The 15,281-nt window shown below is 58.2% G+C and carries 19 protein-coding genes; 2 read left to right on the top strand and 17 right to left on the bottom strand.

Going from position 1 to position 15,281, the window contains the following annotated elements; genetic code table 11:
- Positions 1-112 precede the first annotated feature (112 nt).
- From M7Q83_RS06210 to M7Q83_RS06195, 4 genes are read right to left on the bottom strand one after another with little or no spacing between them, the layout of a single operon-like run.
- A complete protein-coding gene (locus M7Q83_RS06210) occupies positions 113-1,261 on the bottom strand; it encodes an ArsA-related P-loop ATPase (protein WP_298336465.1) in 1,149 nt (382 codons plus the stop codon).
- Complete coding sequence (locus M7Q83_RS06205; protein WP_298336463.1) at positions 1,255-2,181, bottom strand: ArsA family ATPase; 927 nt, start codon at positions 2,179-2,181, stop codon at positions 1,255-1,257. Before M7Q83_RS06205 ends, M7Q83_RS06210 begins: the two co-directional genes overlap by 7 nt.
- Before the next feature lie 3 nt (positions 2,182-2,184).
- On the bottom strand, positions 2,185-2,418 hold the full coding sequence (locus M7Q83_RS06200) for a DUF3107 domain-containing protein (RefSeq protein WP_298336461.1): 234 nt from the start codon (positions 2,416-2,418) through the stop codon (positions 2,185-2,187).
- 9 nt (positions 2,419-2,427) lie between these two features.
- A complete protein-coding gene (locus M7Q83_RS06195) occupies positions 2,428-3,543 on the bottom strand; it encodes an Mrp/NBP35 family ATP-binding protein (protein WP_298336459.1) in 1,116 nt (371 codons plus the stop codon).
- A 100-nt stretch (positions 3,544-3,643) separates the two neighbouring features.
- Between M7Q83_RS06195 and M7Q83_RS06190 the strand changes: the two genes are divergently transcribed.
- Positions 3,644-4,534, top strand: a complete 891-nt coding sequence (locus tag M7Q83_RS06190; protein ID WP_298336457.1) for a helix-turn-helix domain-containing protein — start codon at positions 3,644-3,646, stop codon at positions 4,532-4,534.
- Here the strand turns inward: M7Q83_RS06190 and M7Q83_RS06185 are convergent.
- The 11 genes from M7Q83_RS06185 to M7Q83_RS06135 are packed head-to-tail and all read right to left on the bottom strand — an operon-like array spanning position 4,531 to position 13,330.
- Entirely contained in the window at positions 4,531-5,148 is a 618-nt protein-coding gene (locus tag M7Q83_RS06185; protein ID WP_298336455.1) for a sulfite oxidase-like oxidoreductase, read from the bottom strand. The two genes, M7Q83_RS06190 and M7Q83_RS06185, sit on opposite strands and share 4 nt — an antisense overlap.
- A gap of 36 nt (positions 5,149-5,184) precedes the next feature.
- Complete coding sequence (locus M7Q83_RS06180) at positions 5,185-6,348, bottom strand: cytochrome c-type biogenesis protein CcmH (protein ID WP_298336453.1); 1,164 nt, start codon at positions 6,346-6,348, stop codon at positions 5,185-5,187.
- Positions 6,348-6,905: a redoxin domain-containing protein gene (locus M7Q83_RS06175; protein ID WP_298336451.1), complete on the bottom strand. Its 558-nt coding sequence runs from the start codon at positions 6,903-6,905 to the stop codon at positions 6,348-6,350. Before M7Q83_RS06175 ends, M7Q83_RS06180 begins: the two co-directional genes overlap by 1 nt.
- Positions 6,902-8,875: a heme lyase CcmF/NrfE family subunit gene (locus tag M7Q83_RS06170; protein WP_298336449.1), complete on the bottom strand. Its 1,974-nt coding sequence runs from the start codon at positions 8,873-8,875 to the stop codon at positions 6,902-6,904. Before M7Q83_RS06170 ends, M7Q83_RS06175 begins: the two co-directional genes overlap by 4 nt.
- Positions 8,875-9,351: a cytochrome c maturation protein CcmE gene (locus M7Q83_RS06165; RefSeq protein ID WP_298336447.1), complete on the bottom strand. Its 477-nt coding sequence runs from the start codon at positions 9,349-9,351 to the stop codon at positions 8,875-8,877. The genes M7Q83_RS06170 and M7Q83_RS06165 overlap by 1 nt, the downstream gene beginning before the upstream one ends.
- Positions 9,348-9,506: a hypothetical protein gene (locus M7Q83_RS06160; RefSeq protein ID WP_298336445.1), complete on the bottom strand. Its 159-nt coding sequence runs from the start codon at positions 9,504-9,506 to the stop codon at positions 9,348-9,350. Before M7Q83_RS06160 ends, M7Q83_RS06165 begins: the two co-directional genes overlap by 4 nt.
- Positions 9,503-10,231 carry a cytochrome c biogenesis protein CcsA gene (ccsA, locus tag M7Q83_RS06155; protein WP_298336443.1) on the bottom strand — a complete coding sequence of 243 codons (729 nt, stop codon included), beginning with the start codon at positions 10,229-10,231 and terminating at the stop codon, positions 9,503-9,505. The genes M7Q83_RS06160 and ccsA overlap by 4 nt, the downstream gene beginning before the upstream one ends.
- Positions 10,231-10,890, bottom strand: a complete 660-nt coding sequence (locus M7Q83_RS06150) for a heme exporter protein CcmB (RefSeq protein WP_298336441.1) — start codon at positions 10,888-10,890, stop codon at positions 10,231-10,233. Before M7Q83_RS06150 ends, ccsA begins: the two co-directional genes overlap by 1 nt.
- Positions 10,890-11,558, bottom strand: a complete 669-nt coding sequence (locus M7Q83_RS06145) for an ATP-binding cassette domain-containing protein (protein ID WP_298336439.1) — start codon at positions 11,556-11,558, stop codon at positions 10,890-10,892. The genes M7Q83_RS06150 and M7Q83_RS06145 overlap by 1 nt, the downstream gene beginning before the upstream one ends.
- A gap of 9 nt (positions 11,559-11,567) precedes the next feature.
- A complete protein-coding gene (gmd, locus tag M7Q83_RS06140) occupies positions 11,568-12,536 on the bottom strand; it encodes a GDP-mannose 4,6-dehydratase (RefSeq protein WP_298336437.1) in 969 nt (322 codons plus the stop codon).
- An 11-nt stretch (positions 12,537-12,547) separates the two neighbouring features.
- Positions 12,548-13,330, bottom strand: a complete 783-nt coding sequence (locus tag M7Q83_RS06135; RefSeq protein ID WP_298336435.1) for an enoyl-CoA hydratase/isomerase family protein — start codon at positions 13,328-13,330, stop codon at positions 12,548-12,550.
- A 47-nt stretch (positions 13,331-13,377) separates the two neighbouring features.
- Between M7Q83_RS06135 and M7Q83_RS06130 the strand changes: the two genes are divergently transcribed.
- On the top strand, positions 13,378-13,998 hold the full coding sequence (locus tag M7Q83_RS06130) for a TetR/AcrR family transcriptional regulator (RefSeq protein ID WP_298336433.1): 621 nt from the start codon (positions 13,378-13,380) through the stop codon (positions 13,996-13,998).
- Here the strand turns inward: M7Q83_RS06130 and M7Q83_RS06125 are convergent.
- On the bottom strand, positions 13,963-14,769 hold the full coding sequence (locus tag M7Q83_RS06125) for a hypothetical protein (protein WP_298336431.1): 807 nt from the start codon (positions 14,767-14,769) through the stop codon (positions 13,963-13,965). The two genes, M7Q83_RS06130 and M7Q83_RS06125, sit on opposite strands and share 36 nt — an antisense overlap.
- A 130-nt stretch (positions 14,770-14,899) precedes the next feature.
- A complete protein-coding gene (locus tag M7Q83_RS06120; RefSeq protein WP_298336429.1) occupies positions 14,900-15,163 on the bottom strand; it encodes a WhiB family transcriptional regulator in 264 nt (87 codons plus the stop codon).
- Positions 15,164-15,281: the final 118 nt, after the last annotated feature.

Raw genomic sequence — 15,281 nt, 5'->3', positions numbered from 1 at the left:
TTCGAAGGGACTCCTACCAACCAGTGGTCGTGCGCAGGCGTGCCTTTAGCACACACAACCCACCGCTCATGATCCGACAACGGAGGCGATGGTCCGCTTCAAGAGGAGTCCTTCAACCACCCGCTGACTCATCCACCGTCGTCGAACGGACCAGTTCCGCCAACGCAATGGGCGAGTCCAACGCCAGTTCAGAGATAGGAACTTCAAAAAGATCGATACCCACATCTTGGAGGGCATCAACAAGCTCACGAGCGCGGGCATTAGTGAGTTGCTGGTGCGTGAAGGCCAATTCGGAGGTCGCACGCAGAATGGCGCCGGCCACCACCGGTTTCCCCACAAAACGAGTCGCCAGGACATCAGGTGCCTCCTGCTCGAGCCACGCGCGCGCCTGCTCTGCTTCCGGGGTAAAGAGCCGTCCAGGCAGAGAGCGATTCACGATGAAGGCAAGCGCATGCAAATGACGCGTTTCGAGTGCCCGCAGGAGGCGATGTGCCTCATCGACAGAAGGGCCGTAAGGAGATGCAATCGCAATAAACCCGGTTGCCGGCGACGTGAGTAGCTCCGAAAACGACCTACTCTGTTCCACCAACCCAGGGCCGAGTTTGGCAAAGTCCGCGAAAAAATCCGTCAGATCCGTCAAGAAGGCCGAACCAAGCACCATGTCGGCAACGATATAGAAGGGACGGGTGGCAGCAGAAAAAAGGCGCGTTCGTCTCGGAAGGGTCAAGAGCGCAAGCAACGGAGAGGAGAAAAACTCACGGAGTCGCGCCGGTGCGTCCAAGAAATCAAGGGCGTTGCGCGACGGAGGAGTGTCGACGATGACCAGATCATAGCGATCATCCGCCGTGAGCGCCGCGAGGACCTGCACGGCGGCATAGTCATACGAGCCGATGAACTTCGCCGAAAGGTTGTGATAGATGGGACTCGCTAGGATCCTCTCTGACGTCGCGCGGTCTGGGGAGAACTGGTGCACAAGATCATCCCAAGCGCTTTTCATATCGACTGAGGCCGCCCACAACCTTCCTTTGGGAGCGAGTCCCGGGAGTTCAACCTCACGAGGCGCATTGGCAAGGGCTGCCACCCCGAGGGTGCCCGCCAGCCGCTTCGCTGGGTCGACGGTCACGACCAAGACATTGAGCTCTTGCTCAAGCGCCGCGGTGATCGCTAGCGACGCCGCGAGCGTCGTCTTGCCAACGCCGCCGCTCCCAACGACAAAAACCCGCTCCCTGGTCATCAAGCTCTCTAGAAGCCTTGTTACCATAGCTCCACCTCAAGCACCTCTGCAACTTCGTCGACAAGGTCGCGTGCCTCGAGGGTGCCAAAGTATTCCCCTACGGTTGCCACCCGTAACGAGGGCCCCAATTGATCGACAAAACCTCGGAGGTTACGATCATGCCGATCGCTGATCCTCGCAAAAAGGTCAGAGGCGGCGAGCACCTCATTCAGGCCAGCGATCGAGTCGCCAAACGTGCGGATCTCCTCGACTACCTCAGTTTCAACGCCAGCCATCGGACCGACAAATCGCCGATTGACGACGGCGCCTTCGAGATGCACCGGCGTCTCAGCTCGCAACCGTCCAGCGAGATCGAGTGCCTCTTCGATCGGGGTCTCCTCCGGTGTTGCCACCAGCAGCGCCACCGACCGTTCTGAGTCAGCCAAAATCTCCAGCATCCACTCGGTCTGATTCTTCACGAGTCCAAGCTGGATCAGCTGACCAACGTCACCGGCCACTCCGAGCTGTGAGATAACGTGTCCGCTGGCAGGAGGATCGACGACGATCAGATCGTAGGTATCCTGTCGCACCTCGTAGCAGAGTTTCCCAATCACCAGAATCTCGCGCACCCCAGGAGCCGCCGTGGAGACGAAGTCAAAGATCTTGCCGAGTCCAGGAAACTTTGAGATGAAGGGCACCTTGACGTAGATACGTAGATACTCTGCCAGGGCTGCTTCGGTATCCATCTCCATGACCCAAAGATTCTCTGCGGCGCGCTGTGGCGTGAACGAGGTCTCGGTCAGGCCCAACATCGATCCAACGTCGCCCTTGCCATCCACCTCAACGATCAACACCCTCAGGCCTCGGCGTGCGCCTAAGGACCCAAGCGCGGCCGCGATGGTGCTCTTACCAACACCACCCTTGCCGGTCACGAAGATCAATCTCTTATGAAGCAACTCCTCAATCATGCGCTAGGCGCTAAAGCCAACCTTGCGCTGTTCCTTGTTTGGACCAACTTCGATAAAGAGGATCTTGTTGACCGGTACCCCGACCTTCTTACCTTTACGGTCCGTCAACCACCAGAGTGACTCGCTCCCCGATTGCGCCTTCGCGAACTCCTCGATCACCTTGGCCTGGTCGGTTCCATCGTCCATCTCTAATTCAATCTCACGCATGGCATCACCGAGCCCAATACGAATCTCCACTAGTACCTCCTACTTCGCTTGGACCTTGAGATCACTTCGATACCGTCTCACTGGACCTAGACTCTCTAGCCTATCAACGAGTTCGCGCAAACTTTCGCTCGCAAGGTCAGAAGCCGCCCCAATCACCGCTGGAATCCCTTGATCCCCGCCCTCGCGAAGTGCCATCGTCAAAGGCACCTCTCCGAGCAGCTCCACCCCGAGGTCTCCAGCAAGTCGCGCACCGCCGCCAGAACCAAAGATCGCATAGCGCTCACCCTCTGGTGTCACAAACGCCGACATGTTCTCGATGACGCCGCGTACCGGCAGCTTGAGCTTTTTGGCAGCCAGCGCTGACCGCTGCGCGACACGAACCGCCGCCGACTGCGGGGTGGTGACCACAAAGATCTCGGACCTCGGAAGAAACTGCTGGAGACTGAGGGCGACATCACCGGTCCCGGGCGGCATGTCGACCAACAGGTAATCAAGCTCCCCCCAGAGTACGTCGACAAGAAACTGCTCAATCGTCTTATGAAGCATCGGGCCGCGCCAGATGACAGGCGTATCCTCCTCGACAAAGAACCCCAACGACATCACCTTCACCCCAAAGGCCTTTGGTGGCAAAATGAGATCATCGATCACCCGAGGCATGCTGGTGAGCCCAAGGAGCTTTGGAATCGAAAAACCATAGACATCAGCGTCCAAGATGCCAACGCGACGCCCTCTTCGTGCGAGTTCAGCCGCCATATTCGCCGTCACTGAGGATTTCCCAACGCCACCCTTCCCCGACGAAACGCCGATGACGCGCGCCGTCGAACCAGGCAACGAAAAGACGGGCGTCCGAGTAGTTCGTGCCTCAAGCATCATCGGCGTCATGAGCCGTTCACGGAGCTGTGCCTGGCCGGAAGGATCCAACGGTAGCAGTTCCACCGAGACGGAACCGAGTTCGGCAACCGCAGCGTCGGCCTCCGCCTGTAGCCGTTCGGCGATTTCAGGAGCTCCACCCACATAGTAAAGTTGTGCACTGACCCGTCGGAGCCGCGAACTCACTGGCCCCACGAGACCGAGCTCTTGGAAACTCGCCCCCAGCTCATCATCGATGAGCGATCCCAAACGCTCTAGGACTTGTTCCTGGATATCCTTGGCCATCATTCTCTCCTACCTTGTACCCCAGCACCTCGCACTGAACCTCTCATGACTAAACTAGTGGAACAATACCGCTACCGTCTTGGTGGAGGGGAAGGCGTCCATGGAAACGACAACACAGTCGACGAAACAAACACCATCATCCACACGTCCACTGGCAAACGCAGATCGGACCGGACCGACAACGGGACGACCGCTGCGCGATGACAAGCCGGATCGCGGTCACCGAGAGGCCAAGGACCCGCTCTCGAGCTCCTTTACGGGCGCGGTACAGGCCCTCTCCCAGGCGCTTGGGGACCCCACTCGACGCGAAATCTACCTCTACGTACGCGAGCACGGGTCGGTGACTGCCCAGGAGATCGGTCGCCAATTCCAACTCCACCCTAACGTTGCTCGACATCACCTTGACCGACTCGCCGCAAGCGGCTACGTCGAGGCGGGGGTTGACCGCGATGCGACACCGCAAGTCGGGAGGCCCTCGAAACGCTACCGAAGCACTGGAGCTCCGCTGCTGGTTGACGGCATCGGGGAGCAGGCCGCGCTCCTTGGAAGACTACTCGCGCGTGCACTGGAGATGCTGGATAACCAAAGTGTCGAACGGCTCGCCTACGAAGTAGGCTTCGATTACGGTCATGAGATCGGCCTACAGATGAATGGTCAGGCCGCCACCAAGAGCATCGCCGCAAGTCTGAAGTTGGTCGCCGATGCGCTCACCAGAAATGGGTTCTCCTCAAGCGAAGACTCCCGCGACGACTCACTCGGGCTCAAAAATAGATCCTGCCCCTTCGGCAGCCTGGTCGCCGACCATCCTGTCCTCTGCGTCACCGAGAGCGGCATCATCGAGGGGTTGCTCGAGAGCCTCGCCATCGATGGAGACCTCGCTCGCGCAGAGCCCGTCCGAGGGGGCATGAGAGGCTGCGAAGTGCGCATCTACCCGACAACGGAGACCATTGTCAGTATTCAACCGCGTCCGGAGCGGACACCGCCCGGCTAACTCCCCCAGTAGCGCTGCTCCTGCCATGGATCGCCATAGTTATGGTAGCCATTTCGCTCCCAGAATCCAGGGGCATCAGCATCCCGGAACTCAAGACCGCGGAGCCACTTCGCCGACTTCCAGAAGTACAGATGAGGCAACAGAAATCGGACCGGATACCCGTGCTCGGGCTCGAGCGGCTCACCGTCGAAGGCAAGCGCCAACATGCAGATGGGGTCGTCTAACACATCCTGGTACGGGACATTGGTAGTAAAACCATATTCCGCATGGGCGATGAGGTGGGTGACGGATGACTGAGGTTGCACCAGATCGATGATCTTGGTGATCGGGATGCCGCGCCAAACGGTGTCAAACTTCGACCATTTGGTCACACAGTGGATATCCGTCGTGCGTTCCTCTACTCCAAGGTCGACCAGCTGATCGTAGCTAAGCTCGACTGGATGCTCAACCAATCCGAAGACACGCAAGGACCATTGGCTCAAATCCGAGTACTGAGGAACCTCTCCAGCGTGCAACACCGGAAATCGGTCGGTCATGTACTGTCCGGGCGGGAGACGATCCGGTGCGATTCCCCGTCGTTCCAGCTCTTTCCGATTGCGATCAAAAAAACTCAAGCGTACCACTCCTCATCAAGATCTAGAGAGTTCAACCTAAAAGGTATTGGGAATCTTCCGATGCGCTGCGAGGTAGGCGGGTTTAGCGAGGCGATAGGCCTGCACAACCAGTGATTTGCTCGGGTGTGTCGCTAGAAAACGGTTGAGATGATCCACCGCAGCACGCGGCTTGTCCTCCCCGTAGTACAACGCCAAACCATAATAGAGCTGTGCACTGGCATCGTAGGCACCAAGCGTTGCCGCGTGAGCAAGCACGCTGATCGCCTCCGCTTTGGTGCTCTTGGTTTTGGCCAGGTTGAAGTCGATCCATCCCACATAGGCCAGTGCGGTCGGATCGGAGGGATAGGTGGCGAGTACATGATCGAACTCCGCACGGGCCTGCTTGACGGCTCCCAGGCCTGCCAGCGTCTCCCCAGATGCGAGTTCTTGGGTGAGACTCGGTGCCGATGTGGAGTTCGATCGCGTCAGCAACAACGTTCCAAGGGCACCGACCCCCACCAGGATCAGCGCTGCCCCAATTTGGGCGAGCCGACGGGAGAAGAATGGCTTGTCCGTCGCCACCGGCACAGAGGTCGCCGTGGCCTCCGCCGCCATCGCCCCCTCCGCTGGCAGGGACTTGGCTGGTGGAGTGTCCTCTCCTACTGCAGTGTCCATGGCCGCTGCATTCGTAGCCGCTGTCTCACGAGTGGTCACCGCATCGCTCATCGGCTCCGTCGGAGCCGTGTGAGCCTCCGACGATACCGTGCCCGTTGCGGTAGCAATCGCTAACGCTCGTGTTCGATGTTCCGCTCTTCTCGATCGCGATGAGAGGCTGCGATACACCTCGTAGGCCAGGACCAAACCGACAACAATCGGCAACAGCCACAAGAACAGACCTACACCATTGGTGGGTGGAGCCATCAGGATCGTGTCGCCATAGCTCGCGACGAGCGAATCGACAATCTCCTGATTCGAGGCACCGGCGTGGACTTCGTGTTGGATATAGTCCGCTATCGAATACGACGAGGCGCTCTTTGAGTTATAGACGGCCAGGTTGCCACAGGAGGGACAGCGGACCTCCTTCTCGAGCGTCACAATGCGTCCCTGCGCAGTGGTGGAGGGGGTGTTGACCACCGCGTAACCGATGGAGACCATCGCAACGATGATGAGCGTGACCCAGACCAGAAGAATCTGCCGGGAGCGATGGGGACGTGTGATCATCAGTATCCCTTCTCCTTCGCTAACGTGACGAGTGCATCAATGATCCGCACCGTCGTAGGCCCAACGACCTTGGCCAACACCACACCGTTGGGCGCCACCAAGAAGCTCTCTGGGGGGGCGGAGACACCCCACCGTAGCGAGTTCGTCCCAGAGGGATCCTGCAACACCGGGAAGTGGGCGTGGTACAGAGAGAGAAAATGTCGGGCAGGCCCGGGGCTATCGTCATAATCGACACCAAGCACCTGTACGGTCGATGTATGAGCGAGTGCAGCGATCTGACTCTCCTCAGTAGCGCAGCTCGAACACCAGCTTGCGAAGTAGTTGACAAGCACAAAGTGCCCGCGGAACTGACTGAGCGACAGGGTCTTCGTTGAGTACAGCGACTCTCCACTCAGCGCTGGCGCCTGTCGGTAGAGCAACGGGGACGGAGATACTTGATCGACAGCTGGTTTGGTCTGCGCCGCGATCACCGCAAAGTAGGCGACAATGGCGAGGATCAGTACGCCGACGGTCGCCAAAACAGGTCGTTGGCGGATAGCACCTGACACACTCCTCACACCGTGACCCCGACCGGGTGGTCGTCAGCGGATGACGTTGCCTCCTGGCGTCTCCGATTCTGCTCCCGAATGCCAACAACGCTGAGTAAGCCACCGAGCACCATCACCCCAGCGCCGGCCCAGAGCCAGAAGATCAACGGCTGGACGACGATTCCCAAGGTGATCGCACCCTTGTCGGTGGTGGGCGCTGCATCGATGGTGAGGTAGACATCTCGTGTGAGTCCGACATTCACCGCCGGTGTCCCTACCGCACTGGCGTAGGTTCCAAACTGCGTAATCGCTGGATGGTAGGTTTTCCCACCGTTGACGATCACATTGGCCTCGAAGGAGGTCTTGGCGGGAGTAACGACCGTCTCAACACCCTCATAGGTCAGCGTCTGACCGTAGACATGGACGGTCTGACCCGGGACCATCTTCACGGAACCCTGGTGGCCAAAGGTCGTCGCAGACGCCATGCCGATAGCGATGATCGCTAACCCGATATGCGACAACATGCCCGCCGAGGAACGCGATACGATCGCGGAAATTCGCCGACCCGACGCACGGGAAAGATTCCCATAGATAATCACCACCGACGACACGATCACAAAGGTAGCCAAAGCATAGGCTCCGAGTGTCGCGAGGGCGGTCACACCAGCGAAGGCAGAGATGGCGAGGACAACGACAGCAGCCACGCCGGGCAGGAAGAGACGCTGTCCTACCAACTCTGGTGGGGTCTTGCGCCAATTGAGCCACGGACCAATCGCCATCACCGCAAGCAACGCGAGGCAAAGGGGTATCACGAAAGCATTAAAAAAGGGTGCACCCACGTCGACCGTCTGATGCTGAAAATAATGAGCAAAGAGTGGGTAAACCGTGCCAGCCAAAATAATCAGCGTCAACAGTCCAAAGATAGCGTTGTTGATCAGGAGCGAACCGGGTCGCGAAAGCAGTGGAAACCGTGGCTGGCCCATCAGTCGGTCAGCCGCAAAGATCGAAAGCCCAATCTCAAAGACCACAATCACCACAAAGAAGAGGATGAGCACCGTGCCAAGACTCGAGTCCGAAAACGCATGAACCGATTGGAGCACCCCGGATCTGGTGAAGTAGGTGCCGAGGATGGTGAGGGCAAAAGCGGCCGCCACCAACGCATAGCTCGCAATACCCATCCGTTTACGTCGCCGATCGATGAGGACGGAGTGGATGAAGGCGAGACCACACAGCCACGGCAACAGCGCCGAGTTCTCGACTGGATCCCAAGCCCAATACCCCCCCCAACCGAGCACCTGATACGACCACCATGCCCCCAAGACGATCCCGATTGTCAAGAAGACCCAGGTGATGAGCGACCAGTTACGAACTCGAAGGATCCAATCGTTGTTGAGACGGCCAGTGATGAGCGCTGCCGACAACAGCGCGAAGGGGACACTCATGCCAACGAAGCCCATGTAGAGCATCGGAGGATGGATCGCGACAAGCGGATAGTCCTGGAGCAGCGGGTTCGGTCCGCGTCCATCAGCGGGAATCGCTCCAACGGTCGTCAAGAAAGGACTCGCCGCAAATAACAGGACCCCTGAGAAATAGGTGAAGATCACCCCGAGGATACCGAGGGCAACAGAGCCGGTCCGCCGATCGGTTTCATGCCGCATCGCGAAGGTAAGGAGCGCGATGTAGAGCCCTTGCACGATCGCCCACAACAACAGGGATCCTTGCAACGCCGACCACATACCAGTGATCGAGAACAGCAGCGGCGTCTCCTTCGAGTTGTTCGCGACCACATAGGCGAGCGAGAAGTCATGGGTGATGAGTGCCTGCTCCATGGCGATTGTGGAGACGATTGTTCCGAAAAAACCAATCAGCAATAGTGTCCGAGAACCCGACATCAGTCGGTCGTTTCGTCGGTAAGCGCCATAGAAGGACGCGAGCGTTCCGATCAGACCAAAAAGGAAGGCGAGGACGAGTCCGGCGGACCCGAGTGCTGCATCAAACATCAGCCCTGCGTCCCCCCTGCGTCCTTGATGCGAGTCGGGTGTTCCGCCACGTAGTTCGAGCTGTGCTTGACCTCGATCAGGCTTGAGACGAAGACGTTCCCTTGGAAATGACCCTGGATCACCACCGGGATACTGGGCTGAAAGAGCTCTGGTGGATTACCGATCTCCGTCACGCGGTCCTCGGCGTGATTGTAGCGAATCGTAAAATCCACCCCGGCAGGAGTTGGATCGACTGAGCCTGGCACCACGACACCCTCCATGCGAAAACTTTGATCGCCAAGTTTGGCCCGCGCAGCATTCGCCTGCTGTACCGTAAGAAAGTACTCAAGAGAGTTCGTGGCACCCTTGAAGAGTACAAAACCCAACGCCACCAAAATCACGGCCAACACCACCAAGGATCGTATCAGCTTGGCTCGGGATCGTCCTGGACCATCAACCGTCTTCCACTGGGAAAAGTCCTCATCCGCTAAGGTCATTCAACGTCCTCCATCGGCGTACTCGCGTGCAACTCACTGGCTTTGAGCTGTGCTAAGCGAAGTTTTACCTGACGTGACCTAAGGCCCAGGTAAAGCGCATAACCGCCAAGCGAACAGGTGACCGCGGTGTAACCAGCCTCGACATAGGGGTTCATATCCTCACCTCTTCGACGGCAAGGCGCTCACGAATAGCCTGTTCCACCTCAAGGTCAGCGAGTTGCGCTTGACGCTTCGCTGTCTCAAAACGCGTCCAAACCATCCACACGTAGGCAAGCGTGAAGGCGAGAAAGCCGAGCAACAGCGTCCACGCCATGGAACCATGCACCTCAACATTCATACTCGGGTTCAAGACCGAGGGGGTCTGATGAAGTGTCTTCCACCAGTAGACCGACTCATGCACGATCGGTACGTCGATAAAGGCCACAAGCGCTGCAATAGCCGAGCGCACTCCCCGCTTCGTCTCGGACATGGGGACCTGTCTGAGCGCTAGATAACCGAGGTACAACAGGAACAGAACGGCTGTGGAGGTCAACAGCGCATCCCAGGTCCACCAAACACCCCACGCTGGACGTCCCCAGATGGATCCGGTGAGTATGGTCAAACCCGTGAAGAAGACACCCGCCTCAGCGGAGGCGGCGGCGATCAGATCCCACTCCCGCCGACGTGTTCGCTTCCAAAGGTACAGCAAGCTCGCCGCCGTCGTGATCCCGTAGGCGAGGTAGGCAATCCATGCCATCGGAGGATGGATGTAGAGCATCCTGACCAGATTGCCCATCACCTCTGCTGGCGGAGTGACATACAACCCCAGCCAAAACGTTAATGCGATCATGACCAGCGCGACAATACCAATGCCCCGCTTCAACTTTGCATTCGTACTCATCAACCCTCCAAAACGACACCATAGACCATAATGCCAAGAACCAGATAAATAAGTGAAAACCCGATTAACAGCTCACTCCAAGGAAGCGCCTTGGCTGGCGACTGGTCTAACCCATACTGCCACACCTTGGTCGCAGATAACAACACCGGCGAGACCACCGGGAAGAGCAGCAACGGCAGCAGACTCCCGCCAAGCCCCTCAGTCACACCCGCCAATACAATCCCCACCGTTGCGACGCCGATGTCGGCGAGAAAGGCACTACCAGCGAGCAATGCCACCTCGTGGAGCGGAGCATTGAACAACACTGCGATACCGGCGCTCAAGACGACTTCGAGCAGCAAAATCTCGAGGACAATAGCAGCGACTTTACCGAGGAAGATTCCCCGCGGATTGACACCCATCATCACCAGGCCCACTTGTGCCTGATTCTCGCCCTCGATCCCCATGGCACGCGTCACCGCCAACTCCAACGCAAAAAAAGTCGTGACCCAGAACAGGCCGGGTGTCACCTGGGTAAGAATCTCGACCTTAGCGTCAAAGCCGAAGGCGAAAAGGACGATCACGACAAAGACGAACGGCAGGACTTGATTGAGCAACACGCGTGCTCGCCACTCCAATCGAAGGTCCTTCTTCGCCATCGCATATGCCGTTCGCCACATCAGGCACCTGCAATAAGCGTGGCTGCACCGTTAGACATCCGATACGTTCGTGTGGCCAAACGAGAGATGCGGTCGAGCTCGTGCGAGGCAACAATGATCGTCTTTCCCTCCTTCGCCAACGCGGTCAACCCCTGGTCAAGAGTCGCCTTGGTGGCCTGATCGAGAAGCGCATGCGGCTCGTCGATGAGAAGGAGTTCAGTGCGGCGCGATAGGGCGATCGCGGCGGAGATCTTCTTGCGTTGGCCAGCCGAGAGTACCCGGAATCGCGCATTGAGATCCCGCGCGATGAGTCCAAGACGGTATGCCCACTCCATTGCACCCTCGAGATCGCAACCCGCAGCGATCGCAAAGAACTCCAGATTTTCGCGTCCGGAGAGCTCTTCATACATCTGGTACGCATGAGCGAGGTAGCTCACTTCGCGCCGAATGGCACGCGCCTCCGTCTTGGGATCACGGCCAAAAACGAAAACGGTACCACTCATCGCCTCGACCAACCCGCCGAGTAAGCGCAACAACGTCGTCTTGCCCGATCCATTCGGCCCCTGTACAAAGACCACCTCGCCCTCATAGGCGTCGAAGTCACAACGGACAAGAGCGGGGAACCTATCAAGCAACACGGTCACCTCTCGGAGGCGAGCAACTAAACGACCCGTCGACGAATCCGTCACACGCTCACCTCATGGGGCGCCAAGCAACGCCAAATCAGCCTTGACCATCGATGTAATCAGATCCTCAAAACTGACTATCGGACGCCAGGAGAGTTGCGTATGCGCCTTTGCAGCGTCACCGATGAGCAAATCAACCTCTGCGGGGCGCATGAAGCGCTGATCGATCTCGACGTACTTCTCCCAATCAAGGTCCACGACCGAGAAGGCGCACTCACAAAGCTCTCGTACCGTGTGTGTCTCGCCGGTGGCGATCACGTAATCGGAGGGCGTGTCCTGCTGCAGCATCAGCCACATGGCCCTTACGTAATCACCAGCGAAGCCCCAATCACGCTGCGCCTCAAGATTGCCGAGCGTGACGCTCGTGGCGAGACCGAGGGCAATCCGTGCGACCGCATGGGTTACCTTCCGCGTGACGAACTCAAACCCTCGCCGAGGGGACTCATGATTGAAAAGAATGCCCGATGAGGCATGCATTCCGTAACTTTCGCGATAATTGATCGTGATCCAATGACCATATACCTTTGCGACGCCATAGGGAGAGCGGGGGTAGAATGGCGTGGACTCCGACTGAGGCACCTGTTGGGCTTTGCCGAACATCTCGGAGGTCGATGCCTGATAAAAACGGATCTGCGGGTCGACCATCCGAATCGCGTCGAGGAGGCGTGTGACCCCCAGCGCGGTCGTCTCCCCGGTGAGCACCGGCTGACCAAAGGAGGTCTGCACAAAGGATTGCGCGGCAAGGTTGTAAACCTCTGAGGGTCGATACGTCCGAAGCACTCGCATCAGGGACACCTCATCCAACAGATCCCCGGGTTCAAGGATGAGCCGATCCTGAATATGGTGAATACGTTCAAAATTGAGGGTGCTCGAGCGACGGTGCATGCCAACCACGCTGTAACCTTTGTCGAGCAACAACTCCGCCAGATACGAGCCGTCTTGGCCAGTAATACCGGTGATGAGCGCGACGGGTTGAGCCATGAGATCGTAGCCTAGTGGCCGAGAAACCGAGGTTGTCTGTGCTCGCGACGAGCAAGCAGTCCCTCCTTGGCATCGTCGAACTGGTTGACAAGGGTGAGCAATGTTGCAAGGTAGTCAAAATGTTCATGGTCCATCGAGCCAGATACCTGATAGAAGGAGCGCTTCCCAAAGCCGGTCGCTGCACTCGAGAGTCCGGCAAGATCGGCGGCAAACGCCTCAACCGTCGCATCTAACTGCTCCTCGGGTACCACTCGGTTGATCAGCCCATGGGCCAAAGCCTCAGCAGCGTCCATCCGGCGTGCCGTTAACATCAGCTCCAGAGCAATGCGGGGTGGCGCAAAGCGCAGCAGGGGGACGGTGATCTGGAACGGCCAAAGACCTACCTCGGCCTCTGGGGTGCCAAAGACTGCCGACTCCGATGCGATTACCACATCGGCAGCCATCGCCAAACCAAAGCCTCCGGCGAGCGCATAACCACGCACCTTTGCGATGATGGGTTGCGGTGCTGCCCACATCGCCTGGATCACCGCCGCCACTTTGGCCCGCGAATCATGCAACACTCGCTGCGAGGTGCCCTCGCCCATACCGGCAAGATCAACACCACTCGAGAATGCTCGATCACCTTGACCCGTGAGTATGATCGCTCGAACCCCCTTGTCGGCAGCGAGCTCCTCAATAGAGGAGTGCAACAGCGTTAACGTACTCCAGTCAAGTGCGTTTCGACGTTCCGGCCGATTGATAACCAATTGAACGACTGATTCACGCCGTTCTACGATGACTTGATCAGAATCCATATATCGTAGATGCTAGCCCTCTACCTTCTTCGGAGACCAAATCTGTCATGCCATCGTCAACTCGTACAGCAAGGCTCTCGGCAGCCGATCGCCGCGAGGTCATCATCACGGCGGCCATCGAGCAGTTTGCCATTCACGGTTTCGATGCCGCCTCCATGGACGAGATCGCCGCCGGTGCGTCGGTGACAAAACCGATCATCTACCGCCACTTCCACTCAAAGCGGAGCCTCTACCTTGAGCTCCTGAGAGAGGTCGGTGACCGGCTCACCTCCGCGATTGCGACCGCGACCGCGACCGTAGAACCACCACACGAGCGCTTGCGGGCTGGCGTTGATGCGTTTTTCCAATTCGTACAGCACCATCGACTGGCCTACCTTCTCATCTTCGACGGTCGAGGTCAACAAGATGTTGAGTTTCAACGCGTGATCGATGAGATACAACTGACCATCGCCGAACTGGTTGCCAGCAGGGTCAGTGGCGTCGAAGATGACACCTACCGTGCGTTCGTCTCGTTTGCACTCATCGGATTGGCGCAGGGGGCTGCACGCTCCTACCTGCTCGATATCGATCACCATGAGAGCGAGCGCTTCCGCGCTCGTCTTGCTACAAAACGGGCAGCGCAGACCACCGAACTACTTTGGTCCGGGATGCGCAATCTGTCGACGTAGCCGATTCTCGATCGTCGCCGTTGGTTCGATTCCAAGCGCCTCGTATGCAGGCTCGTGACCCAACACCACGACCTCAGGGAGGAGACCGACTAGCTCCACGGAGCGTACCGGCTCCATCGCTGCCACCTTGGCTACCGCCATCAGAGGGGTAACGACAAGCGGATCGATCAGGTTCATCGAGACTTGCACCCGATCGCCAGCGAGCAGTGCGAGTGTCCGAAGGTTCGTGGATCGCAGGGTGCGCGCTACGTAGCGGGCGCGTTCGAAGGAACAATCTAGATTGACGTTCAGGGCCACAAGAAGATCCCGAGCCCCCACACACGTCGCCCCCATGATCGGTTCCGGCCAGCGGTTACCATAGGTCGGCGATACCGTCGTGAAGGCACCCTTGCGAACCTCGGGAAGCGAGGCCTCATCACCGTAGATGAAGACCGGCAGGCCAAACTCCTCCGCCAACCACGCCCCAAATTGATCGCGATGATGCAAAGCGATCTCGCGGGTCATGTCGCCGAGGGGCACAAAGGGTACTACGTCCAGGGCTCCGAGCGCTGGATGGACCCCGCGGTAGCCACGAAAATCGATGAGTTCGAGTGTACGACGGGCGAGGCGAGCCACATCAATGAGGAGATCCGGTCCTGCCAACGTGAGCACCGATCGGTCATAGTCCGCGTCTGAGTGTACGTCAAGCAACGACCGGCCACCACTCGACGCAAGTTCGTCGATGACGCCCTGGTCACGACCTTGGGACACATTTACGACACATTCGAGCACCTAAACGATGTTAGCCGTCTGATGCTGAACGGGCTCAGGCCACGATACAGCTACGGCAAACAGCCCCCACCATTGGAGGACCCTTCGAAGCCACGCCTATCCACGAACAGCGAGCCCTTCTGACGACGCGTTACCGATGGATAAGCTGCGAACGCTGCAACCGCTTACGCTCGCGTTCCGATGAACCTCCCCACACTCCATGCTCAATGCGATACTTCAGGGCATATGCCAAGCAATCGTCGATCACCGCACACGTCACGCAGATCTTGCGTGCACCAATCACTCCTGAGCCATCGGACGGGAAAAAGATCGCAGGGTCCAACCCCCTGCAGGCTCCAGCCGCCATCCACGGCTCGCTCACCCACACGATCTCATCAGCTTCGTCAGTTGCCAAGGTTCCCTCCCCCTTTGAGTAATCCATTGACAACAACAATATTACCGCAGAGTAACATTTGCCAGCCAGCGCTTGACTGCGTCATCCTTTTGGATGACACCTCGTGCTAAGCTGCAAC

It is taken from the genome of Ferrimicrobium sp., assembly GCF_027364955.1.
GTDB lineage: Bacteria > Actinomycetota > Acidimicrobiia > Acidimicrobiales > Acidimicrobiaceae > Ferrimicrobium.
Note: the sequence above shows the minus strand (reverse complement) of the source record. Positions and strands in the feature narration are given on the sequence as shown.

What these genes read in the sequence shown, in the direction of transcription:
- M7Q83_RS06210 (WP_298336465.1), bottom strand. Translation starts at nt 1,261, where the DNA reads ATGGTAACAAGGCTTCTAGAGAGCTTGATGACCAGGGAGCGGGTTTTT.
- M7Q83_RS06205 (WP_298336463.1), bottom strand. Translation starts at nt 2,181, where the DNA reads ATGATTGAGGAGTTGCTTCATAAGAGATTGATCTTCGTGACCGGCAAG.
- M7Q83_RS06195 (WP_298336459.1), bottom strand. Translation starts at nt 3,543, where the DNA reads ATGGCCAAGGATATCCAGGAACAAGTCCTAGAGCGTTTGGGATCGCTC.
- M7Q83_RS06190 (WP_298336457.1), top strand. Translation starts at nt 3,644, where the DNA reads ATGGAAACGACAACACAGTCGACGAAACAAACACCATCATCCACACGT.
- M7Q83_RS06180 (WP_298336453.1), bottom strand. Translation starts at nt 6,348, where the DNA reads ATGATCACACGTCCCCATCGCTCCCGGCAGATTCTTCTGGTCTGGGTC.
- M7Q83_RS06170 (WP_298336449.1), bottom strand. Translation starts at nt 8,875, where the DNA reads ATGTTTGATGCAGCACTCGGGTCCGCCGGACTCGTCCTCGCCTTCCTT.
- M7Q83_RS06165 (WP_298336447.1), bottom strand. Translation starts at nt 9,351, where the DNA reads ATGACCTTAGCGGATGAGGACTTTTCCCAGTGGAAGACGGTTGATGGT.
- M7Q83_RS06160 (WP_298336445.1), bottom strand. Translation starts at nt 9,506, where the DNA reads ATGAACCCCTATGTCGAGGCTGGTTACACCGCGGTCACCTGTTCGCTT.
- ccsA (WP_298336443.1), bottom strand. Translation starts at nt 10,231, where the DNA reads ATGAGTACGAATGCAAAGTTGAAGCGGGGCATTGGTATTGTCGCGCTG.
- M7Q83_RS06150 (WP_298336441.1), bottom strand. Translation starts at nt 10,890, where the DNA reads ATGTGGCGAACGGCATATGCGATGGCGAAGAAGGACCTTCGATTGGAG.
- gmd (WP_298336437.1), bottom strand. Translation starts at nt 12,536, where the DNA reads ATGGCTCAACCCGTCGCGCTCATCACCGGTATTACTGGCCAAGACGGC.
- M7Q83_RS06135 (WP_298336435.1), bottom strand. Translation starts at nt 13,330, where the DNA reads ATGGATTCTGATCAAGTCATCGTAGAACGGCGTGAATCAGTCGTTCAA.
- M7Q83_RS06130 (WP_298336433.1), top strand. Translation starts at nt 13,378, where the DNA reads ATGCCATCGTCAACTCGTACAGCAAGGCTCTCGGCAGCCGATCGCCGC.